This is a genomic window from Mesorhizobium sp. LSHC420B00, from assembly GCF_000503055.1.
Lineage (GTDB): Bacteria > Pseudomonadota > Alphaproteobacteria > Rhizobiales > Rhizobiaceae > Mesorhizobium.
Genome location: NZ_AYVY01000019.1, coordinates 147,598 through 168,457, shown reverse-complemented (window position 1 = coordinate 168,457; position 20,860 = coordinate 147,598). Strand labels below are relative to the sequence as shown.

The following is a 20,860-nucleotide window of genomic DNA, read 5'->3' as shown; positions in this document are numbered from 1 at the left end:
ACGAGCGGCGCAGCAGCAAATGTCCCGGTTTAATTGTCCGTGGAGATTTCGCGCGAAATCCCTGGCGCAGTAGCAAATTTGCGCCAAGACTGTCGTTATCGCGCGAACCGCCCTGCTTTCAAAGTTGCACATTCCTTGGCATGTTCCCAATCCGTGCCGTCTTTGACATCATGGCGCGAATGCGGAATGTTAAAAGGCAGAAAGCCAACAATGGGAGTTAGTCATGACGATCTACAAGAGTAACGGCGACCGCGTTCCCGATCACATCCTGGCCATGGCCGAAGACGCCAAGGCAGGCAAGATGGATCGTCGCGAATTTCTGGCTCTCGCCAGCGTCTTCGGTGCGTCGACGGCGATGGCATATGGCATGCTTGGCCTTGCAGACCCCACGCCGGCCAAGGCGGAAGAGGTCCAGGGCAAGAAAGGCGGCGTATTGAAGGTCGCGCAGTGGATCAAGGATCCGAAGGATCCGCGCAAGTCCGACTGGTCGGAAATCGCCAATGCCGAGCGTCAGGCGCTCGAGCCGCTGGTCAAATATACCACCGAATACACATTCCGCCCTTATCTGCTGGAGAGCTGGGACGTGAATGACGACGCTACCGAATACACGCTGCATGTGCGCAAAGGCGTCACCTGGAACAACGGCGATCCGTTCACCGCAGACGACGTCATCTTCAACCTCAAGCGTTGGGCCGACAAGAAGGCCGAAGGCAATTCTATGCCCGGTCGCCTCGGTTCGCTGGTCAAGGACGACAAGCTGGATGAGAGCGCGGTGACCAAGGTCGACGACCACACGATCAAGCTGACGCTCAGCAAGCCCGATATCGCCCTCATTCCCAACGTGTGCGACTATCCCGGCCTCATCGTCCACAAGACGTTCGACGAAAAAGGCGGCGACTTCAAGTCCTGCCCGATCGGCACTGGGCCGTTCGAGCTGGTCTCTTACGATGTCGGCCAGAAAGTGGTCTACAAGCGTCGTGAAGACAACAAGTGGTGGGATGGCGAGGTCTTCCTCGACGGCATCGAGTTCATCGACTACGGCACCGATCCGGCGGCGATGGTCAGCGCTTTCGAAGCTGGCGAAGTGCACACCAATTTCGAAACCTCGGCCGACTATGTGTCGATCCTCGACGGCATGGACCTGGCAAAGTCCGAGGTCGTCACCGCCTCGACGATCGTCTGCCGCACCAATGTGACCAACAAGCCTTACGGCGACCAGAAGGTTCGCAACGCCCTGCAGCTCGCGGTCGACAACGCTGTCGTCCTCCAGCTCGGCTACGGCAATGCCGGCACGGTTGCCGAGAACCACCATGTCGCCCCGATCCATCCGGAATACTACGAATTGCCGAAGGTTGCTCGCGACCCGGCCAAGGCAAAGGCGCTGATGGCGGAAGCCGGCCAAGCCGATTTCGAGCACGAGCTGATCACGGTCGACGAAGACTGGCACAAGAACACCGGCGATGCGATCGCCGCGCAGATGCGCGACGCCGGCATCAAGGTAAAGCGTACGGTGCTGCCGGGTTCGACCTTCTGGAACGACTGGACGAAGTATCCGCTGTCGATGACCAACTGGAACATGCGGCCGCTCGGCGTCCAGGTTCTGGCGATCGGCTATCGTACAGGTGAAGCCTGGAACGAGACGGCTTGGTCGAATCCCGAGTGGGATGCCAAGCTCAACGCTGCGCTGGCAGTTGCCGACGCCGCCAAGCGCAAGGAAATGATGAAGGATATCGAGCAGATCCTGCAGGATTCCGGTATTATCATCCAGCCTTATTGGCGCAAGCTCTACAGCCATTCGGTCAAGGCGGTGCAGAACTACAAGATGCACCCGACCTTCGAGCGCGACTACGGTAAGGTCTGGCTCGACCAGGCCTGACCGGACGATCCGGAAAGGGGCGTCTGGCCCCTTTCTCTCGCTGGTTGCATGGTCCTTGGACCGGAAGTCGGCGCAGCAAAAAGTTGCGGACTCTTCGGCCGGGGTCTGCAATAAAAAGGGTATTGCATCTGGGACTGGTCTGAAGGCTTGTTCTGCCGCTGGCGGCAGGGCACGGCTTGCAAACCGGTTCCACCCCCCAACCCGACCGGCAGGGGACCGCCATGCTTTCTTTCGTTATCAGGCGTCTCGGCACCATGGCATTGACGATGCTGTGCCTGACGATGATCGTCTTCTTCCTGGTCAATCTCGGGCCCAATCTGAAGAAGCTCGCGATCAGCCAAACCGAAATGCACACATCGGCCGAGCAGCTCGAGGCTTGGCTGGTCAATCATGGCTATCGGCAGAATTTCTTTGTCCGCTACGGACAATGGCTGGGCGTCGTGCCCAAGCAGCCGGTGACCGACCCGGCGACAGGCAAGCCAGCGCAGCGTTTCTCCTTCTGCAACGATCCGGTCGTGCCGACATTTTCCGGCATCCTGCAAGGCGATTTCGGCTGCTCGACCAAATTCAAGACGACGGTCGCCTCGAAACTCTTTCCGGCGCTCAGCGCCACCGGCATCCTGATGCTCTGCGTGCTTGCGGTTATGGTGCCGGTCTCGCTCCTGATCGGCATTCTTGCCGGCATGCGCGAGGGCTCACGCACCGACCGCACATTGTCGGTGGCTTCGATCGCCTCGACGGCGACGCCCGAATATGTTTCGGGCGTCATCTTCACCGTCATCTTCGCCTCCTGGCTCGGCGTGCTGAACGGCTCGGCGGCCTCGGCCAGCCAGGGCATCACCTTCTACAATTTCACCTTGCCGGTGATGACGCTGGCGATCTACGGCATCGGCTACATCGCCCGCATGACCCGCGCCTCGATGGTCGAGGTGATGACGCAGCAATATATCCGAACCGCCCGGCTGAAGGGCCTCTCCTTCGGCAGCGTGGTGGTAAAGCACGCTCTGCGCAACGCGCTGATCGCACCGTTCACGGTCATCATGCTGCAGTTCCCCTGGCTGCTCACCGGCGTCGTCATCGTCGAGGTGATGTTCCGCTACCAGGGGTTCGGCTACACGCTGGTCGAGGCGGCCGGCAACAACGACATCGATCTTCTGCTCGGTTGCTCGCTGGTCTCGGTGTTTATCGTCCTGATCACACAGCTCATCTCCGATGTCGGCTACGCGTTCCTCAATCCGCGCATCAGAGTTCAATAGGAGACCGGGCGGATGCAGGTCGAATATCTCAGCGCCTTCAACGTCGTACTCGGCGTGCTTACCCGCTTCTGGCCGGTCTGGATCGCTCTCGCCCTGGTGATGGGGGCGAGCTTCGGCTACAAGAAGAAGCTTGGCCTTTACGGCCAGCTTTTCGACAGCGGCGTCGGCATCGTCGGCGTCGGCATCTGCCTGTTCTGGCTGTTCACGGCGATCTTCGCATCGACCGTCGCGCCCTTCGATCCGCTCGCCCAGGTGCCGATCATGAAGGACGTGCTGCCGGGCGCGATCGAGCCGGCGTCGAAACTTGTATACTATTTCGGCGGCGACAAGCTCGCCCGCGACGTGTTCTCCCGCATGGTCTATGGCAGCCAGATCGTGCTGATCATCGCGCCGGCGGCAACCGGCTTTGCGCTGATGGTCGGCATCACGCTCGGCTTGCCGGCTGGCTATTACGGCGGCAGGATCGATACGGTGCTCTCCTTCCTCGCCAATTTGGTGCTGGCCTTCCCGGTGATCCTGCTGTTCTACCTCCTGGTGACGCCAGGCATCATGGACACGCCGATCCCCTACGCGATGGCCGGGCTGTTCTTCCTGTTCCCGATCATCTTCTTCAGCGTGCTGTTCTGGACGCGCTACAAGAACCGGCCCGACCGCCTCTATATCCTGCTTGGCCTGACGTTGGTCGTTGGCGGCTGGATCTATGCCGGCCTTGTCTTCGACGCCGATCCGTTCAAGATCATCCACATCGATCCCAACCAGCTCAACATCTTCGTGGCAGTGGTGTTCGCCTCCAGCCCGGGCGTGTTCCGCATCGTGCGCGGCCTGGTCATGGATATCAAAACGCGCGACTATGTTGCGGCGGCGCAGACGCGCGGTGAATCGCCCTGGTACATCATGCTGTGGGAGATATTGCCCAATGCGCGCGGGCCGCTGATCGTCGACGCCTGCCTGCGCATCGGCTACACTACGATCCTGCTCGGCACGCTCGGCTATTTCGGGCTGGGGCTGGCGCCGGAAAGCCCGGACTGGGGCACGGCGATCAAGGATGCCAGCCGGCTGCTGCGCTCTTTCATCCACCCGGCGCTGCCGCCGACGATCGCATTGATGTCGTTCGTGCTCGGCCTCAACCTCCTGGCGGATTCGTTGCGCGAACAGTCGATGAAGGATTGATGCCGGGAAAGATTGAACCGGGAAAGATCGATGCCGGGTTCGGCCCGACATGCCTGCAGAACAAGGATTGGAGCGACCCATGAATGAGGCAGTTCGAAATCCCGCCAAGCCGACCAATGGGCCGATCATCGAGATCGAGAACCTGTCGATCTCCTTCTTCACCCGCAAGGGAGAGATCCCGGCCGTCATGGATTTTTCCTGCACGGTCATGCCCGGCGAGGCGATGGGCATCGTCGGCGAATCCGGCTGCGGCAAGTCGACCGTGTCGCTCGGCATCATGCGCGACCTCTCGAACATCGGAAAGATCGTCGGCGGAAAGATCAAGTTCCAAGGCAAGGACATGGGAGAACTGTCCGACGAGGAACTGCGCGCCATCCGCGGCAACAAGATCGCCATGATCTACCAGGAGCCGATGGCCAGTCTCAACCCGGCGATGAAGGTCGGCCAGCAGCTGATGGAAGTGCCACTGATCCACGACAAGGTATCGAAGGATGAAGCCTATAAACGCGCGTTGGAAATGGTGCGCGCGGTGAAGCTGCCGGATCCCGAGCGCATGATGCGTTCCTACCCACACCAGCTTTCCGGCGGCCAGCAGCAGCGCATCGTCATTGCCATGGCGCTGCTGTCGAAGCCTGCGCTGCTTCTGCTCGACGAGCCGACGACAGCGCTCGACGTGACGGTTGAGGCCGGTATCGTCGATCTGGTCAAGGGGCTGGGCGAGAAGTTCGGGACCTCGATGATCTTCGTGTCGCACAATCTCGGCCTGATCCTGGAGACCTGCGACCGCATCACGGTGATGTATTCGGGCGAAGCGGTGGAGACGGGCAAGATCAAGGACGTCTTCGACCGGATGCGCCATCCCTACACGCAAGGCCTGTTCCGCTCGATCCCGTTGCCGGGCGCCGACAAGAATTCGCGGCCTCTGATATCCATTCCGGGGCAGTTGCCGCTGCCGCACGAGCGGCCGAAGGGCTGCAATTTCGGCCCGCGCTGCCACCATTTCGTCGAGGGCGTCTGCAACGCCGCCGAAATTCCGATGATCGCGGTCGAAGGCCATGACGGGCATTTCTCGCGCTGCGTACGCTTCAACGAGATCGACTGGGAGGCGCTGCCGCCTGGCGCCAAGAAAGTCAACGAGCGCGTGGTGCCCGGTGCGCCGGTGCTCCAGATCGAAGACCTCAGGAAGTACTACAAAGTCGGCGGCAGCGAAGTGTTCGGCTCGAGCGAAGGACGTGTCGTCAAGGCCAACGAGACGATCTCTTTCATGGCGCGCGAATCCGAGACCGTCGCTATCGTTGGCGAATCCGGCTGCGGAAAATCGACCCTGGCCAAGGTATTGCTCGGCCTCGAAACGGCAAGCTCCGGCCGCGTGAAGCTGGGCAACAAGGAAATCCAGTCGACCGGGATCGAGAAGCGCAGCGTCGACACCGTGTCGTCGATCCAGATGGTGTTCCAAAATCCGTTCGACACACTCAATCCCAGCCATTCGGTCGGTTCGCAGATCATCCGTACGCTGGAAAAGTTCAATGTCGGCGACACGGTGGCCGACCGCCGCAAGCGGATGCTGGAACTGCTCGATCTGGTGAAGCTGCCAAGGGCATTCGAGACGCGCAAGCCGCGCCAGCTTTCAGGTGGCCAGAAACAGCGCATCGGCGTGGCGCGGGCCTTTGCCGGCGACGCCAAGGTGGTGGTGGCCGACGAGCCGGTCTCGGCGCTGGATGTGTCCGTCCAGGCGGCGGTGACCGAACTCTTGATGGACATCCAGCGCAAGAACAAGACCACGATGCTGTTCATCAGCCACGATCTGTCGGTGGTGCGCTACATCGCCGACCGCGTCGTCGTCATGTATCTCGGCTATATCGTCGAGCAAGGCACGACCGACCAGATATTTTCGCCGCCCTATCACCCCTATACCGAGGCGCTGCTGTCGGCGATCCCGATTGCCGATACCAGCGTGGTGAAAAGGCATATCGTGCTCGAAGGCGACATTCCGTCGGCGATGAACCCGCCCTCGGGCTGCCCGTTCCAGACGCGCTGCGGCTACAAGAAACTTGTGCCGGACAATCTTTGCGAAACTACGGTGCCGCCGGTCAAAAATCTCGGCGACGGTCATATGAGCCTGTGCTGGCTGGCCGACGACGTGCTGGCAAAAATGGAGCCGGTGATTAAATTCGACAAGGAACACGCGGCGAATGAGGGCGTGCCGGATGATGCAAACCACGGTGTTGGCCCGGGCTTTGCTGGAGATCCGCCCAAGCGCCCGCATGGCAAGACTGGCAGCGTTGAAGCCGATGCCGAGGGTCAGGCAGCGGAGAATGCCGAAGCGGTCGCCAAAGCCCGCCGTCACGAGGTTCGCGACGAGGTTTCAGAGACCGGCGGCATCTCAAGCTCTGCTGATAGCGCAGTGGCACCAATCACGCCGCCGACAGTCGGCGACGGCCGCCAGGCCGAGAACGCCACGCGCAAGCCGCGCAGACCCAAGGGCGGCTAAAATGCCGCTGATGTGCTAGCGCGCGCATTGCCGTAGCTGCGCGGCGTAGTCCTGCGCCATCTGTTCGGTGGCGTGCGCATAGCGCTGCACCTCGGCGTCGCCGCGATTGCCGCGCTTATAGGCATTCCAGCCGAGATAGTAGGCGAGATATAGATTGTAGGTGTCGTTGCGGGCGACGCCGAGCGTGTCGGCGGTCTTGGAATGATACCAGCCGACAAAATCGACGGCATCGGCAAACCTGGTGCGGCGCGCCGCCCAACTGCCGGTCTCGTTCTGGTATTGCGCCCAGGTGCCGTCGAGCGCCTGCGAGAAGCCGGTGGCACTGGAGATATGTTTCCAGGGAATGAAGCCCAGCAGCTTGGTGCGCGGCGGCCTGGCGTTGCTCTTGAAGCCGGATTCCTTGCGCACCGTCGCCATCAGCACGGGGACCGGCACCCCATATTTCTGCTCGGCGCGCTGTGCCGCCGCCTGCCAGTTGTCGAACCAGCCATCGTTCTGGTCGAAAACGGCGCAGACATCGTTGATGTGGTTCGGCGGCGTCGCGCATGCCGAAAGCGTCAGCGGCACGGCAATCGCTACAATTTTACTAAAACTCGACCTACGCATTGGAAGAGCATTAGGCCGAAAACATAAAAGGAATCTTGCGGCGTTCCTTAACGGCTCGTCGGCCGCTTTGGCAGGCGCTGAGGAAGTATGAAGATTCCGACGTTTGTTGTCGCTTTTACCGATATGCAATTCCCGGAATGGCGCCTTGGCTAAAATCACGCCCGCAGGTGGCGGATTCTTGACAGCTCGATCCTCGTGCCGGCGCTTTGATGCGCCGCATGAGCGAACCAAGACGCAAGCGCGGCGCCGAGCGAACGAGCAACAGGGGACCGACCGCCATCCCGCAACTGCCGCTCAGGCGGGTGACAAACCCTTATCCGCCGATGGCGATGCTCTCGGCCGACCAGATCGAGGCGATCCATGAAGCCTCTATGCATATCCTGGAGAATTTCGGCATCGAGGTGATGAGCCCGCGGGCGCTGTCGCTGTTCGAGAAGGCCGGGGCCAAGGTCGATCATGCCTCGATGAACGTCCGCATCGATCGCGGCATGATCGAGGAAGCGCTGAAGACGACACAGTCCAGCTACACTCTGACGCCGCGCAATCCCGCCCATGCCGTCCACCTCGGCGGCAATACCATCAACTTCACGCTCGTCGCCGGGCCGCCCAATGTGCACGACATGGAGCGCGGCCGCCGTGCCGGCAATTTGCGCGATTATTCCGATCTCGTCCGCCTGGCGCAGCATTTCAACTGCATCCACATGCTCGGCAACCAGGTCTGCGCGCCGGTGGAATTGCCGGCGAATTCCCGTCATCTCGACACCTATTTCGCCAATCTGACGCTGACGGACAAAAGCTTTCACGTCTCGGCCATCGGCCGTGGCAGGGCGCTCGACGGCATCAAGATGACGGCAATCGCGCGCGGACTGACGCTTGACGAGATGCGCGACGATCCCGGGGTCACCACGATCATTTCGGTCAACTCGCCGCGCCGCTTCGACGAGATGATGGCCGAGGGGCTGATGACGATGGCCGAGTTCGGCCAGTCGGTGGCGGTGACGCCGTTCACGCTGATGGGAGCGATGAGCCCGGTGACGCTTGCCGGCGCGCTCGCCCAGCAGAATGCCGAGGCGCTGTTTGGCGTTGTGCTGACGCAGCTCGTCCGTCGCGGCGCGCCGGTGATGTATGGCGCCTTCACCTCCAATGTCGATATGAAATCGGGCGCGCCGGCCTTCGGCACGCCTGAAAATACCAAGGCGAACATCGCGTCCGGACAGTTGGCGCGGCGTTACAAGCTGCCTTATCGCACGACACCGGGCTCAGCCTCCAATGCCGCCGACGCGCAAGGCGCCTATGAGACGCTGATGGCGCTGTGGGGCGCGGTGCTAGGCCACGGCAACCTCGTCTATCACGCCGCCGGCTGGCAGGAGGGCGGACTAACTGCATCGTTCGAAAAGTTCATCATCGACGTCGAGATGATCCAGCACATGATGGAGTTTTTGCGCCCGATCGAAGTCAACGAGGCCGAGCTTGCCGTCGAGGCTCTGGGTGCGGTTCCGACCGGCGGCCACTTCTTCGGCGAGCCACACACGCTGGAGCGCTACGCCACGGCCTTCTACCAGCCGATACTGTCCAACTGGCAGAACTACGAGGCCTGGCAGGAGGCCGGTGGGCTCGACGCCACGTCGCGTGCGACCAGGCTGTGGAAGAAGGCGCTGGAGGACTACGCCGAGCCGGTGATGGAAATCTCCAGGCGCGAGGCGCTGGAGGCGTACCTAGCCAAGCGCAAGGAAGCGATCGGGCAGAGCGAGCCTTAAGCACCACTCTTCTCGGATTCATCTTCTTCTCTTCCAGAATCATGAAACCCATCCAACTCTTTGAAATGACGAGAATCCCATGAAATCACATGCAAAGGTCGTGGTTATTGGCGGTGGCGTCGTCGGGTGCTCCGTGCTGTTCCATCTGGCCCGGCACGGCTGGACCGACATCGTGCTCCTGGAGCGCGATGAATTGACCTCCGGCTCGACCTGGCACGCGGCCGGCGGCATGCACACGATCAACGGCGATCCCAATGTCGCCAAGCTGCAGAAATACACGATCTCGCTTTACAAGGAGATTGAGGAACTGTCCGGCCAGGCGACCGACGTGCATCTGACCGGCGGTGTGCTGCTGGCGGCGACCGAGGCGCGGCTCGACTGGCTGCGCGGCGTTGTCGCCAAGGGCCGCTATCTCGGCATCGAGCTCGAGGAGATATCGCCGGCCGAAGCCGCCGAACTGATGCCTCTGCTCGATCCCAAGCAGTTCGTCGGTGCCGTCCGCAACAACGAGGATGGCCATCTCGATCCATCCGGCGTTACCCACGCCTACGCCAAGGCCGCGAGGAAGCTTGGGGCCGAGGTTGAGCGCTTCACCAAGGTCGAGGACATCGTGCGGCGCGCCGACGGGCTGTGGCGCGTCATTACCAACAAGGGCGAGGTGGTGGCCGAGCATGTCGTCAACGCCGGCGGCCTGTGGGCGCGCGAGGTCGGCCGCATGGTCGGGCTGGAGCTGCCGGTGCTGGCGATGGAGCACATGTACCTGATCACCGAGGACATGCCGGAAGTCGCCGCCTGGAACCAGAAGACCGGCACGGAAATCATCCATGCAGTCGACTTTGATGGCGAGCTCTATCTGCGTCAGGAGCGCGGCGGCATGCTGATGGGTACTTACGAAAAGGCCAACAAGCCATGGTCCGAGTTCCAGACGCCGTGGAACTTCGGCCACGAGTTGCTCGAGCCCGACATCGACCGCATCGCGCCATCGCTGGAGGTCGGCTTCCGGCATTTCCCGGCCTTCCAGAACACCGGTATCAAGCAGATCATCAACGGGCCCTTCACCTTCGCGCCGGACGGCAATCCGCTGGTCGGGCCGGTGCGCGGCCTGCCGGGGTTCTGGGTGGCCTGTGGTGTCATGGCCGGGTTCTCACAGGGGGGCGGCGTCGGGCTGGCGCTGTCGAACTGGATGATCGAGGGCGATCCCGGCGCCGACATCTGGGCGATGGATGTGTCGCGCTACGGCGACTGGGCGACGATGGCCTATACCAACGCCAAGGTGCGCGAAAACTATTCGCGGCGGTTTTCGATCCGCTTCCCCAACGAGGAACTGCCCGCTGGACGGCCGCTCAAGACCACACCGGTCTATGATCTCCTGTCGGCCAAAGGCGCGCAATGGGGCGTCGCCTATGGGCTGGAAGTGCCGCTATGGTATGCGCCGGAAGGCGTGAGGGACGAGTTCTCGTGGCGGCGCTCGAGCGATTTCGAGCATGTCGCAAATGAGGTCAAGACCGTTCGAGAAGGCGTTGGCCTGTCGGAGATTTCGAGCTTCGCCAAATACAAGGTGACGGGCGAGGGCGCTGCAGCCTGGCTCGACCGCCTGCTTGCCTGCAAGCTGCCAAGGCCCGGCCGCATGACGCTGGCGCCGATGCTGAAGGAAGACGGCAGGCTGATTGGCGATTTCACGCTAGCCAATCTCAGCAGCCCAAATTCGGAAAGGGACGGCTGGTTCCTGGCCGGCTCCGGCGTCGCCGAGCAGTACCATATGCGCTGGTTCGAAGCGCATCTGCCGAAGGACGGCTCGGTCAGTATCGAAGCGCTGGGAGCAAAACTCACCGGCTTATCGATCGCCGGGCCGAGCACGCGGAACCTTCTTGAAAAGGTCACACGATCTGATGTGTCGAATACGGCCTTTCCGTTCATGGCCATCAGCAAGATGGACATCGGCATGGCGCCGTGTCTGGTCGGGCGTGTCAGCTACACCGGCGATCTCGGCTACGAGATCTGGGTGGCGCCGGAATATCAGCGCGCCGCCTATCAGGCGCTGATGGCGGCGGGCGAAGAATTCGGCATCGGCCTGTTCGGCTCGCGAGCGCTCAACGCATTGCGGCTGGAAAAGAATTACGGCTCATGGGCGCGCGAATACCGGCCGATCTATGGGCCGCTGGAGGCCGGCCTCGATCGCTTCGTCGCCTATGCCAAGGAGGCCGATTTCATCGGCAAGCAGGCGGCGCTGGCAGAGCGCAAGCAAGGCGGCAGACTGCGGCTGCGGGCCTTTGTCGTCGATGCTGTCGATGCCGACGTCATCGGCGACGAACCAATCTGGCATGGCGGCGCCGTGCGCGGCTGGGTCACGTCGGGCGGCTATGCGCATCATTCGAAAAAATCCGTCGCTATCGGCTATGTGCCGAAAGAGATTGCCGACGAAGTCGACGGTTTTGAGATCGAGCTTCTGGGCAAACGCCATGTTGCGCGCATGCAGCCGGTCCCACTGTTCGACGCGAACTTCGAGCGGATGCGTGGGTGAGGTTTCAGGCGCTGCGGCGGTTATCCAGCGCCAATGCGCCGGCGCCGGCGAATACCAGATAGAGGAAGATGAAGCAGAACGATATTGCCGCATCGCCACCATTGTTGACCGGGAAGAAGTCGCGCGGCATGTGCGCCATGAAATAGGCGATCGCCATCTCACCGCTGAGAAGGAATGCCACCGGCCTAGTGAAAAGCCCCAATACCAGCAGGATGCCACCGGCGAATTCCAGGATGGCCGCGGTCAGCGATAGCCCGCTCAGGGCGCCGGCATGGTCGCCGACGGGGAAATTGAACAGCTTTTGCGTACCATGTTCGATGAATTGCAGTGCCGTCACGAAGCGCAATGCGGCCAGAGCCTGCAGCTGATATCTGACAAGACCGTCGAAAAGCTTCATCTAAGACTCCATTTTACCCCCGAACCGGCCATAGATCATCGCCCGACAGGGGACCATTCACTTCGCATGGCCCGCCAGCCACAATCATTGATTGGAAATGTTCCTCGTTCTTTTAATATTTTTCTCTCCAGGGTTGTATTTTAAATGCTATAGTTGTAGTGATATCCAGACACTCCAAACCATGTGGGTTCCGTTTGCCATGAGAAAAGTCGTCGTCAGCCTATTCGCCATCCTTGCAGGCACCAGCGTCGCCACGGCCGACGATGCCGGCTGTGCTGCCTTCAAATGGCCGGTGACGCGCGAGGAGGCCCTGTTTGCGGCGGCGCCCGCCGCGCAGTCCGGCGCTGACCTTTCGGTCGGCGAGGCTGCAGATGTGGCGTTGGCGCCGGTCGGCACGATCAGCTTCACCGTTCCGCCGGAACGCGCGCCGGCAGCCGGTACATTCGGCGCGATGGCGAGCGTGGCCGTGCCCCCGGAGGGAGAGCTCCAGATCAGCCTGTCTGATGAGGCTTGGATCGATGTCGTTCAGGACGGTAAAGCCGTGAAGTCGGCGGCTTTCAGTGGTATAAAAACCTGTCCGGGGATCCGCAAGAGCGTGCGCTTCAAGCTAGCCGCCGGCCCGGCGACCATCCAGCTCAGCGGCGCCAAGAAGCCCGATCTCAAAGTTTCCGTGCTGACGCCGGAATAGTTCTCAAAGAGCGTAAGGTTGGAGGGACAGCGCCCCTCTCTGTCCTGCCGGACATCTCCCCCACGAGGGGGGAGATCGGTTTTTGCTGCCGGTTTCGCCAATCGCGACGCGACGTTGCTACCGCACCGGTGCCATTAGCGCGAAATGGGCGCCTTGCGGGTCTGTGCACTGCACGATCCAGCTGCCGCCGGGGACCTCCATCGGACCCATCAGGATCTTGCCGCCATTGTCGGTGACGCGCTTGGCTGCCGCGTCGATGCCGGGCACGTTGAAATAGAACTGCCAGACCGGCATCGGGATCTGCTCGGGCTTGTTCATTATGCCGCCAACGGGCTCGCCGCCGAAGGCGAAAAGCTGGTAGACGCCCATCGGACCCATATCCATGGCGTCGCCCTTCTCCCAGCCGAACTGACTGGAATAGAAATCGGACGCCGCCTTCCAGTCTGATGTGTAGAGCTCATGCCAGCCGATGTTGCCGGGTGTCGCCAATGGTAGCGGCGGCTGGTCGGGACCGCTGGGCTGCAGGAAGTTGAACATCGCGCCTTGCGGATCGGCAACGACGGCGAAGCGGCCAACGCCCGGAATGTCGTCTGGCTCGCGGTGAACCGCGCCACCAGCCTTCTTGAGGGAGGCCGTTGCGGCATCGACATCCCTGGTGAGGATATAACCGATCCAGGCCGGCGGCATTCCCATCTTGCGCGCGTCATCGGGCAGCGTCATCAGCCCGCCGACGCCGCGCTCGCCGACATTCATGACGATATAGCGCGGCATGCCCGGCGCCCCGTCGAAAGGCTGCCCCCGCCAGCCTACCACGGCGGTGTAGAACGCCTCGGCGGCGTCGAGATCGGTGGTCATCAGCTCGTACCAGAAGAAGGGCATGGGGGACTGTGGCATTGTCCTGCTCCTTGCGGTTTTTCGATCATGCGCGATCCATTCTAGGACGATCTTCACGACGAAAATCCGACAGCCAACCAAAAAAGATGACGGCAAACCGGAAATGTTACCGGGTTGCGCGCCCTGTGGTTTTCGACTTTGCTTGCAGTCAACGAGGGGTTGTTGATCCATGCGCCGGATGTCGCTCACTTCCGAACTTGTCGCGCTGTGCGACGAGATCAGGTTGATCCATGGCAACGCTCCTGAATGCGGTTCCGTACCTGCTTCGTGACGTATATGGCCGTTTGGAAAAACATGATTATTGCAGTCATGTTTGTTGAAGCTTTTCAGTCGCTTGCGCCGAAAATTGACCAATTGATAAAAAAACAAAACGTGCTAGCCTTCCCCAAAACAAGAACATGGGGAACTGACGATGCCAGAAGGCCAGTTCAAGCAAGGCATTGCCGGCGGGCGGCTTTCGCCGGAACAATACGCCGATAATTTCGCCGACCTGCATCCGCCGCTCGATCACCACGAGGCGCTGGTCGAGTCCGACCGCTGCTACTTCTGCTATGACGCGCCGTGCATGAATGCATGCCCGACCTCGATCGACATCCCGCTGTTCATCCGCCAGATTTCGACGGGCAATCCGATCGGCTCAGCCAAGACGATTTTCGACCAGAACATCTTGGGCGGCATGTGCGCCCGCGTCTGCCCGACCGAGACGCTGTGCGAAGAAGTCTGCGTGCGCGAGGTGGCCGAAGGCAAGCCGGTGCAGATCGGTCGCCTGCAGCGCTACGCCACCGATGTCGCCATGGCCGAAAACAAGCAGTTCTACAAGCGCCCCGAACCGACCGGCAAGACGGTCGCCGTGGTCGGCGCCGGACCGGCCGGGCTTGCGGCCGCGCATCGGCTCGCCCGCTACGGCCACGAAGTGACCATTCTGGAAGCCCGCCCGAAGGCCGGCGGCCTTAATGAATACGGTATCGCCGCGTATAAAAGCGTGGACAATTTCGCCCAGGCCGAGGTCGACTATGTCACGTCGATCGGTGGGATCGACATCCAGAACGGCAAGGCGCTCGGCCGTGATTACCAGCTGTCGGACCTGACCCGGAATTACGACGCGGTGTTCCTCGGCATGGGGCTTGCCGGCGTCAATGCCTTGCGAGCGGATGGCGAGGAGGCGCAAGGCGTCACCAATGCTGTCGAGTTCATTGCCGAGCTTCGCCAGGCCAGCGATCTGGCCAGCCTGCCGGTCGGCCGGCGTGTTGTCGTCATCGGCGGCGGCATGACGGCGATCGACGCGGCGGTGCAATCGAAGCTGCTCGGGGCCGAAGAGGTGACGATCTGCTACCGGCGCGGCCCGGAGCACATGAACGCCTCCGAATTCGAGCAGGACCTGGCCGCTGCCAACGGCGTCATCATCCGGCACTGGCTGCAGCCGAAGCGGGTCATTGCCGATGGCGGCAAGGTGTCGGCGATCGAGCTCGAATACACCGCGATGGACGGCGACCGGCTCGTCGGCACCGGCGAGCGGCTGACACTGACCGCCGACCAGGTGTTCAAGGCGATCGGCCAGAGTTTTGTCCCGGCTGCGCTCAACGGCAGCGGGGCTTTGCTTGACCTGGAAGCCGGCCGCATCAAGGTCGACGCCGAAGGCCGCACCTCGCTGCCAAACGTCTGGGCCGGCGGCGACTGCATCTTTGGCGGCGACGACCTGACCGTCTCGGCCGTCGCGCAAGGCCGCGACGCGGCGGAAAGCATTCATCGGGCACTGACCTCGAACGGGAGGGCATGAGCATGGCAGACATCCGCAACAATTTCGTCGGCATCAAATCGCCGAACCCGTTCTGGCTGGCCTCGGCGCCGCCGACCGACAAGGCCTACAACGTCATCCGCGCCTTCAAGGCCGGCTGGGGCGGTGTCGTCTGGAAGACGCTCGGCGAAGAGGGTCCGCCGGTCGTCAACGTCAACGGGCCACGCTATGGCGCGATCTGGGGCGCTGATCGTCGCCTGCTTGGCCTGAACAATATCGAGTTGATCACCGATCGCGACCTGCAGGTCAATTTGCGCGAGATCAAGCAGGTCAAGATGGACTGGCCCGACCGGGCGATCGTCGTCTCGCTGATGGTGCCGTGCGAGGAGCATGCCTGGAAGGCGATCCTGCCGGTGGTCGAGGAGACCGGCGCCGATGGTATCGAGCTCAATTTCGGCTGCCCGCACGGCATGTCGGAACGCGGCATGGGTGCGGCGGTCGGTCAGGTGCCGGAATACATCGAAATGGTGGTGCGCTGGTGCAAGGCCAACACCCGCATGCCGGTCATCACCAAGCTGACGCCCAACATCACCGACATACGCAAGCCGGCACGCGCTGCGCTGTCCGGCGGCACCGATGCGGTGTCGCTGATCAACACCATCAATTCGATCACCGGCGTCAATCTCGACAATTTCGCACCGGAGCCGACCATCGACGGCAAGGGTTCGCATGGCGGCTATTGCGGTCCGGCGGTGAAGCCGATCGCGATGAACATGGTGGCCGAGATCGCGCGCGACCCGGAAACGCATGGCCTGCCGATCTCCGGTATCGGCGGCATCACCACCTGGCGCGACGCCGCCGAGTTCATGGCGCTCGGCGCCGGCAATGTGCAGGTGTGCACGGCGGCAATGACCTATGGCTTCAAGATCGTGCAGGAGATGATCGCCGGCCTGGAAAACTGGATGGACGAGAAGGGCCATGCCTCGCTCGACGACATCGTCGGCCGCGCCACGCCCAACGTCACCGACTGGCAGTATCTCAACCTCAACTATATCGCCAAGGCGCATATCGACCAGGACGCCTGTATCAAATGCGGCCGCTGCCACATCGCCTGCGAGGACACCTCGCACCAGGCGATCACCAGCATGGTGGACGGCGTCAGGCATTTCGAGGTGATCGAGGCCGAATGCGTCGGCTGCAATCTCTGCGTCAATGTCTGCCCGGTCGAGAACTGCATCACCATGGAGCCGCTGGCGGTCGGCGTGATGGACCAGCGCACCGGCAAGCCGGTGTCACCGATCTACGCCAACTGGACGACGCATCCGAACAACCCGATGGCCAAGGTGGCGGCGGAATAGCATTGCGAAAAAAAAGCGGCGTTCACGGGCGCCGCTTTTTTAATTTCCCTATTGCGGATAAAGATTATCCACGATAATCTATATCCATGACTAGGAGAGCGAAATGAAGCTGGGTGAGGGCGTCGAAGCGGCCATCCACTGCGCCGCGATGCTTGCTGGCGTTGATGGCGCCGCGACCATGCCGGGTGCTGCCATGGCGGAAGCGTTCGGGCTGTCGCCGAGCTATCTCCTCAAGCATCTCAACATGCTGACGGTGTCGGGCATTCTGGAATCGGTTCCGGGGCCGTCCGGCGGCTACCGGCTGGCGCGGCCGGCGGAACGCATTACGCTGCTCGATATCGTGTTGGCCGTCGAAGGGCGAGAACCGGCCTTTCGCTGCGCCGAAATCCGCCAGCGCGGCCCCGCCAGGCTCGATGCCTCGGTTTATGTCAAACCCTGCGGCATCAAGGTGGCGATGCTGAAGGCCGAGCGTGCCTACCGCGCAGCGCTCGCCGACGCCCGGTTGTCCGACATCGTTGCAGAATACACGGCCGATGCCGATCCCCGTTCGGTCGCCGCCAACTGCGCCTTCGTCGAGCGCCATCAGCGTCCGCAGAAATCAAGTTCAACCAAGCAAGCATGAAAGGCTAAAAACGATGAAAGAGAGGCTGCAATTTTTCGGCGCGGCGCCGGAGATCATGAAGGCGGTGTCGGCGCTCAACAAGGCAGTCGACGAATGCGGGCTCGAAAAAAGCCTGTTGCATCTGATCAAGCTCAGGGCGTCGCAGATCAACGGCTGCTCGTATTGCGTCGAGATGCACAGCCGCGAGGCGCGCCACGACGGCGAGAGCGAGCAGCGGCTCTATCTCGTCTCCGCCTGGAAGGAATCGCCGCTATTTTCAGAGCGCGAACGCGCAGCCTTTGCCTGGACCGACGCGCTGACCAGGATCGCCGACAACGGTGTTTCGGACGAACTCTACGCAAGGACGCTCGAGCATTTTTCGGAGCAGGAGTTGATCAAGCTGTCGGTTGCACTCGGCATGATCAACACCTGGAACCGACTTTGCGTTCCGTTCCATGCAATCCATCCGATGCCGGCGGTCATGGCCGCTTGAGCATGGACCAGGCGCGCGGCCTGCGTCGTGCGCCTCTTTTCTGCCCAAGGACCAACAGCATGTTTTCAAGCTTTGATAGTGAGATTCTATTCGCGGCCCGCCTGCTGCTCGGCGGCGCCTTTGTCTTTGCCGGCCTGCGCAACATCCAGAACGCGGCGTTCCTGACCCAATTGATGACGACGCGCGGCGTGCCGCAGGCGCGGCTGGTGCTCTGGCTGGGGATCGTCCTGCAGACCGTCACCGGAGCACTGGTGATCGCGGGCATCTGGACCGCTGCCGCCGCTCTGTGCCTGGTGTTGTTCCTTGTCGTTGCTACGCCGATGTTCCATAATTTCTGGGATCATCAGGGTCCCGAGCGCGCGTCCCGCATCAATGGCTTTGTCGGCAACGTCGCGCTAACCGGAGGATTTCTGGCGCTGATCGCGCAGTCGCTTTGAAAGCGATTGCCGCGTAGATGTAGCCGCGTTACGCCGCATACCGCAAGCCGCCGTCGCAGGTCAGGATCTGGCCGGTGACGAAGCTGTTCGAAACCAGGAACGCGATCGCCTCAGCAACGTCCTCGGCGCGGCCGATGCGGCCGACCGGCGTCTTGCCTGCATAATCGGCAAATACCGCATGGCGCTGTTCATCAGGCAAAAAATCCCACCAGGGCGTGTCAATGACGCCCGGCGCCACGACATTGACGCGTAACGGCTTCAGCTCCATTGCCAGGATCGGCACCACGGTCAGCAGCATGCCGTTGACGGCGGCGATGCCGGCGACACCCGGCGCCGACAATTGCGCCGACACCGCCGAGATGAAAGTCACCGAGCCGCCCTTGTTCAGCGTCGGCAAGGCGGCCTGCAGGCAGGAGAGCTGCGGCCGGACCTTCTCGTCGACGCCGCCGCCGATGTCGGTCAGGTCAAGCGTTTCGAACGGGCCGAGCCCCTTGCCGCCGCTGGCGGCCAGCACCAGGTGATCGAAAGGGCCGAGATCGCTGAAAAACCGGCGAACCTCGTCCGGCTTCGCGGCATCGAAGGCAGCTTTTCCGACCGCGCCGCCAAGGCTTTGCCCTGCGTTGTCGAGCCTTTCCCGGTTGCGCCCGGTGATCGTCACCTTCATGCCCGGACCAAGCAACTTTTTCGCAGTGGCGAGGCCGATGCCGGAGGAGCCGCCGACGACCACAGTGTGCTGCGCTTTCTCGATCATGAATTTTCTCTCTTCGATGTTGCGGAAGCCGGTGCGAGCCCGACAAGACCGAGGCTCAATTCCCGCAATCGACGTCGTGCCTTAGCGTCATAGGCTTGCGCATCGGCGCGGGATTCCCTCTGGCCGTCGAAATAGAGGCCGCTCCGCCCTTCGAGCGCCGGCGATGTGGCGAGATTGATGATGGCTTCGGCGCCGGTTTGGACCGAGCTCCAGGGTGTGACGCCCGCCTGCCGCACCATCGTGGTGTTCATGTAGCTTGCCGGATGCAGGCTGTTGACCGTGACGCCGGTGCCGTTCAGCTGCTCCGCCAGATCGATGGTGAACATGATCTGCGCCAGCTTGCTCTGGCAGTAGGCACGGATGCCGTCATAGGAGCGGGTCAGCATGACATCGTCGAAATCGATCGCCTGCTGGCCTGCCGAGGCGACGTTGACGATGCGCGCCGGCGCGCTGGCCTTGAGCAGCGGCAGCAGCTCCGTGGTGAGCAGGAAGCCGGCGAGATAGTTGACGGCAAAGCGCAGTTCGTAGCTGTCGGCGCTGACCTGTCGTTTGGCGTTGGGGCCGGCGGTGCCGACGCCGGCATTGTTGATGAGGACATCGAGTCGGCCCGTGCGGGCGCGCACGACCTCGGCGAGGCGGCGGACTTCCGCCAGGGAGGAGAGGTCGGCGACAAGCAGCTCGGCCTTGCCGCCGGTGGCTTCGATCTCGGCCGCGACCGCCTTGCCCCTTGTCGCGTCGCGGCCATGCACCAGGATGCGGGCGCCGCCGGCGCCGAGCCTTTGCGCGACGACACGGCCGACGCCGTCGGTCGACCCGGTGATGAGGATTGTCTTGTCTTTCAGTTCCATGTTCAGAGCCTCCATCTCATCGCTTTGAGCGGAAAGATGGGGCACCAGCCACTTGCCAAACAGTTCAAACTTTATCCTGGTATCGGTACTGCTATAATAGCGGCCATGGATTCCACCGCGCATTCCGCCGAAGACAGCCGCCGCCGCGAGCTCGGCGCCTTCCTGCGTTCGCGGCGCGAAAGGCTGACGCCTTCGGCCACCGGCATCTCGACCGGCTTACGCCGGCGCACGCCCGGGCTGCGGCGCGAGGAGGTGGCGATGATCGCCGGCGTCGGCACGACCTGGTACACCTGGCTGGAGCAGGGCCGCGACGTTCGGCCGTCGGTGGAAGTGCTGACCGCACTCAGCCAGGCGCTGCGCCTGGACGCGGCTGAGCAACGGCATCTGTTTATTCTCGCCGGCCGGCCGCAGCCGGAGCGTCGCGTCGACGCGCCGGAAAAGATCGACGGCCCCTTGCTGCACATGCTGCAGAGCCTGGTCCTGCAGCCGGCCTATGTCGTCGGGCGGCGCTGGGATGTGCTGGCCTGGAACCCGGCGGCGGCAGCCGTGTTCGGCGATTATGGCCTGCTGGAGGGCGATGCCCGCAACATCGTCCATATGGTTTTCACCAGCCCGCAGCATCGGCGCCTGCTCGTCGACTGGGAGGAACTGGCGCGCGCCGTGCTGGCGTCATTCCGGGCGGAAAGCGCGAAGTATGTCGGCGATCCGGATTTCGAGCGGTTGATTGCGCTGATGACGCGTTCAAGCCCGGAGTTCCGCGCCTGGTGGCCGCTGCGCGATGTGGCCCGCAACCTATCGGGTGTGAAGCATGTCAGGCATCCGATAGCGGGCGCCATGGCGTTCGAACATATGAGCCTGTCGATCGACGACGGCTCGGACATGAAGCTGATCGTCTACACGCCGCTCGCCGAGCAGAACTCGATCGCCAAGCTGCAGAAGCTGCTCGATGCGCTGCCGGCCGCGCGGCGCAGCGCGTGAACC

The 20,860-nt window shown here is 62.3% G+C and carries 18 protein-coding genes; 13 read left to right on the top strand and 5 right to left on the bottom strand.

Features of this window, described 5'->3' with window-relative positions:
• The first annotated feature begins 223 nt into the window (after window positions 1-223).
• The 4 genes from X760_RS62960 (at window position 224) to X760_RS62945 (ending at window position 6,793) form a co-directional block, all read left to right on the top strand.
• A complete protein-coding gene (locus tag X760_RS62960; protein ID WP_023720874.1) occupies window positions 224-1,876 on the top strand; it encodes an ABC transporter substrate-binding protein in 1,653 nt (550 codons plus the stop codon).
• Window positions 1,877-2,097: 221 nt separating this feature from the next.
• Window positions 2,098-3,132, top strand: coding sequence for an ABC transporter permease (locus X760_RS62955; protein ID WP_023720873.1), 1,035 nt, complete (start codon window positions 2,098-2,100; stop codon window positions 3,130-3,132).
• Window positions 3,133-3,144: 12 nt separating this feature from the next.
• Window positions 3,145-4,302 (top strand): ABC transporter permease, encoded by a 1,158-nt coding sequence (locus X760_RS62950; RefSeq protein WP_023720872.1) that lies wholly within the window; start codon window positions 3,145-3,147, stop codon window positions 4,300-4,302.
• 79 nt (window positions 4,303-4,381) lie between these two features.
• Window positions 4,382-6,793 carry an ABC transporter ATP-binding protein gene (locus X760_RS62945; protein WP_023720871.1) on the top strand — a complete coding sequence of 804 codons (2,412 nt, stop codon included), beginning with the start codon at window positions 4,382-4,384 and terminating at the stop codon, window positions 6,791-6,793.
• Between the two features lie 15 nt (window positions 6,794-6,808).
• On the opposite strand, the gene X760_RS62940 is transcribed toward X760_RS62945, so the two are convergent.
• On the bottom strand, window positions 6,809-7,399 hold the full coding sequence (locus X760_RS62940) for a transglycosylase SLT domain-containing protein (protein ID WP_023720870.1): 591 nt from the start codon (window positions 7,397-7,399) through the stop codon (window positions 6,809-6,811).
• Between the two features lie 218 nt (window positions 7,400-7,617).
• Here X760_RS62940 and X760_RS62935 point away from each other — a divergent pair, with 218 nt between their 5' ends.
• Window positions 7,618-9,156: a trimethylamine methyltransferase family protein gene (locus X760_RS62935; RefSeq protein ID WP_023720869.1), complete on the top strand. Its 1,539-nt coding sequence runs from the start codon at window positions 7,618-7,620 to the stop codon at window positions 9,154-9,156.
• A 79-nt stretch (window positions 9,157-9,235) separates the two neighbouring features.
• Window positions 9,236-11,677 carry an FAD-dependent oxidoreductase gene (locus X760_RS62930; RefSeq protein ID WP_023720868.1) on the top strand — a complete coding sequence of 814 codons (2,442 nt, stop codon included), beginning with the start codon at window positions 9,236-9,238 and terminating at the stop codon, window positions 11,675-11,677.
• Between the two features lie 4 nt (window positions 11,678-11,681).
• On the opposite strand, the gene X760_RS62925 is transcribed toward X760_RS62930, so the two are convergent.
• Window positions 11,682-12,074, bottom strand: coding sequence for a DoxX family protein (locus X760_RS62925; protein WP_023720867.1), 393 nt, complete (start codon window positions 12,072-12,074; stop codon window positions 11,682-11,684).
• 181 nt (window positions 12,075-12,255) lie between these two features.
• Between X760_RS62925 and X760_RS62920 the strand changes: the two genes are divergently transcribed.
• Window positions 12,256-12,762 carry a hypothetical protein gene (locus X760_RS62920; protein ID WP_031194518.1) on the top strand — a complete coding sequence of 169 codons (507 nt, stop codon included), beginning with the start codon at window positions 12,256-12,258 and terminating at the stop codon, window positions 12,760-12,762.
• A gap of 117 nt (window positions 12,763-12,879) precedes the next feature.
• On the opposite strand, the gene X760_RS62915 is transcribed toward X760_RS62920, so the two are convergent.
• On the bottom strand, window positions 12,880-13,656 hold the full coding sequence (locus tag X760_RS62915) for a VOC family protein (protein ID WP_023720865.1): 777 nt from the start codon (window positions 13,654-13,656) through the stop codon (window positions 12,880-12,882).
• Between the two features lie 412 nt (window positions 13,657-14,068).
• Between X760_RS62915 and X760_RS62910 the strand changes: the two genes are divergently transcribed.
• The 5 genes from X760_RS62910 to X760_RS62890 all read left to right on the top strand — a co-directional run bounded on the left by X760_RS62910 (window position 14,069) and on the right by X760_RS62890 (window position 18,280).
• Window positions 14,069-15,433 carry an NAD(P)-dependent oxidoreductase gene (locus X760_RS62910; RefSeq protein ID WP_023720864.1) on the top strand — a complete coding sequence of 455 codons (1,365 nt, stop codon included), beginning with the start codon at window positions 14,069-14,071 and terminating at the stop codon, window positions 15,431-15,433.
• 2 nt (window positions 15,434-15,435) lie between these two features.
• On the top strand, window positions 15,436-16,749 hold the full coding sequence (gene preA / locus X760_RS62905) for an NAD-dependent dihydropyrimidine dehydrogenase subunit PreA (RefSeq protein WP_023720863.1): 1,314 nt from the start codon (window positions 15,436-15,438) through the stop codon (window positions 16,747-16,749).
• 103 nt (window positions 16,750-16,852) lie between these two features.
• Window positions 16,853-17,371: an Rrf2 family transcriptional regulator gene (locus tag X760_RS62900; protein ID WP_023720862.1), complete on the top strand. Its 519-nt coding sequence runs from the start codon at window positions 16,853-16,855 to the stop codon at window positions 17,369-17,371.
• A 13-nt stretch (window positions 17,372-17,384) separates the two neighbouring features.
• The gene (locus X760_RS62895; RefSeq protein ID WP_023720861.1) at window positions 17,385-17,843 is read left to right on the top strand and encodes a carboxymuconolactone decarboxylase family protein; all 459 of its coding nucleotides are present in this window, start codon (window positions 17,385-17,387) and stop codon (window positions 17,841-17,843) included.
• 59 nt (window positions 17,844-17,902) lie between these two features.
• Window positions 17,903-18,280 carry a DoxX family protein gene (locus X760_RS62890; RefSeq protein WP_023720860.1) on the top strand — a complete coding sequence of 126 codons (378 nt, stop codon included), beginning with the start codon at window positions 17,903-17,905 and terminating at the stop codon, window positions 18,278-18,280.
• 28 nt (window positions 18,281-18,308) lie between these two features.
• On the opposite strand, the gene X760_RS62885 is transcribed toward X760_RS62890, so the two are convergent.
• Both X760_RS62885 and X760_RS62880 read right to left on the bottom strand, forming a co-directional pair.
• Complete coding sequence (locus X760_RS62885; protein WP_023720859.1) at window positions 18,309-19,031, bottom strand: SDR family oxidoreductase; 723 nt, start codon at window positions 19,029-19,031, stop codon at window positions 18,309-18,311.
• On the bottom strand, window positions 19,028-19,879 hold the full coding sequence (locus tag X760_RS62880; protein WP_023720858.1) for an SDR family NAD(P)-dependent oxidoreductase: 852 nt from the start codon (window positions 19,877-19,879) through the stop codon (window positions 19,028-19,030). Before X760_RS62880 ends, X760_RS62885 begins: the two co-directional genes overlap by 4 nt.
• A gap of 105 nt (window positions 19,880-19,984) precedes the next feature.
• On the opposite strand from X760_RS62880, the gene X760_RS62875 reads away from it, so the two are divergent.
• A complete protein-coding gene (locus X760_RS62875; RefSeq protein ID WP_023720857.1) occupies window positions 19,985-20,857 on the top strand; it encodes a helix-turn-helix transcriptional regulator in 873 nt (290 codons plus the stop codon).
• Window positions 20,858-20,860 lie beyond the last annotated feature (3 nt).

Bases quoted from the DNA above. Each gene is read 5' to 3' on its own strand.
- X760_RS62940 (WP_023720870.1), bottom strand. From the start codon at position 7,399: ATGCGTAGGTCGAGTTTTAGTAAAATTGTAGCGATTGCCGTGCCGCTG.
- X760_RS62880 (WP_023720858.1), bottom strand. From the start codon at position 19,879: ATGGAACTGAAAGACAAGACAATCCTCATCACCGGGTCGACCGACGGC.
- X760_RS62945 (WP_023720871.1), top strand. From the start codon at position 4,382: ATGAATGAGGCAGTTCGAAATCCCGCCAAGCCGACCAATGGGCCGATC.
- X760_RS62895 (WP_023720861.1), top strand. From the start codon at position 17,385: ATGAAAGAGAGGCTGCAATTTTTCGGCGCGGCGCCGGAGATCATGAAG.
- X760_RS62915 (WP_023720865.1), bottom strand. From the start codon at position 13,656: ATGCCACAGTCCCCCATGCCCTTCTTCTGGTACGAGCTGATGACCACC.
- X760_RS62960 (WP_023720874.1), top strand. From the start codon at position 224: ATGACGATCTACAAGAGTAACGGCGACCGCGTTCCCGATCACATCCTG.
- X760_RS62910 (WP_023720864.1), top strand. From the start codon at position 14,069: ATGCCAGAAGGCCAGTTCAAGCAAGGCATTGCCGGCGGGCGGCTTTCG.
- X760_RS62955 (WP_023720873.1), top strand. From the start codon at position 2,098: ATGCTTTCTTTCGTTATCAGGCGTCTCGGCACCATGGCATTGACGATG.
- X760_RS62920 (WP_031194518.1), top strand. From the start codon at position 12,256: ATGTGGGTTCCGTTTGCCATGAGAAAAGTCGTCGTCAGCCTATTCGCC.
- X760_RS62930 (WP_023720868.1), top strand. From the start codon at position 9,236: ATGAAATCACATGCAAAGGTCGTGGTTATTGGCGGTGGCGTCGTCGGG.
- X760_RS62950 (WP_023720872.1), top strand. From the start codon at position 3,145: ATGCAGGTCGAATATCTCAGCGCCTTCAACGTCGTACTCGGCGTGCTT.
- X760_RS62875 (WP_023720857.1), top strand. From the start codon at position 19,985: ATGGATTCCACCGCGCATTCCGCCGAAGACAGCCGCCGCCGCGAGCTC.
- X760_RS62885 (WP_023720859.1), bottom strand. From the start codon at position 19,031: ATGATCGAGAAAGCGCAGCACACTGTGGTCGTCGGCGGCTCCTCCGGC.
- X760_RS62900 (WP_023720862.1), top strand. From the start codon at position 16,853: ATGAAGCTGGGTGAGGGCGTCGAAGCGGCCATCCACTGCGCCGCGATG.
- preA (WP_023720863.1), top strand. From the start codon at position 15,436: ATGGCAGACATCCGCAACAATTTCGTCGGCATCAAATCGCCGAACCCG.
- X760_RS62925 (WP_023720867.1), bottom strand. From the start codon at position 12,074: ATGAAGCTTTTCGACGGTCTTGTCAGATATCAGCTGCAGGCTCTGGCC.
- X760_RS62935 (WP_023720869.1), top strand. From the start codon at position 7,618: ATGAGCGAACCAAGACGCAAGCGCGGCGCCGAGCGAACGAGCAACAGG.
- X760_RS62890 (WP_023720860.1), top strand. From the start codon at position 17,903: ATGTTTTCAAGCTTTGATAGTGAGATTCTATTCGCGGCCCGCCTGCTG.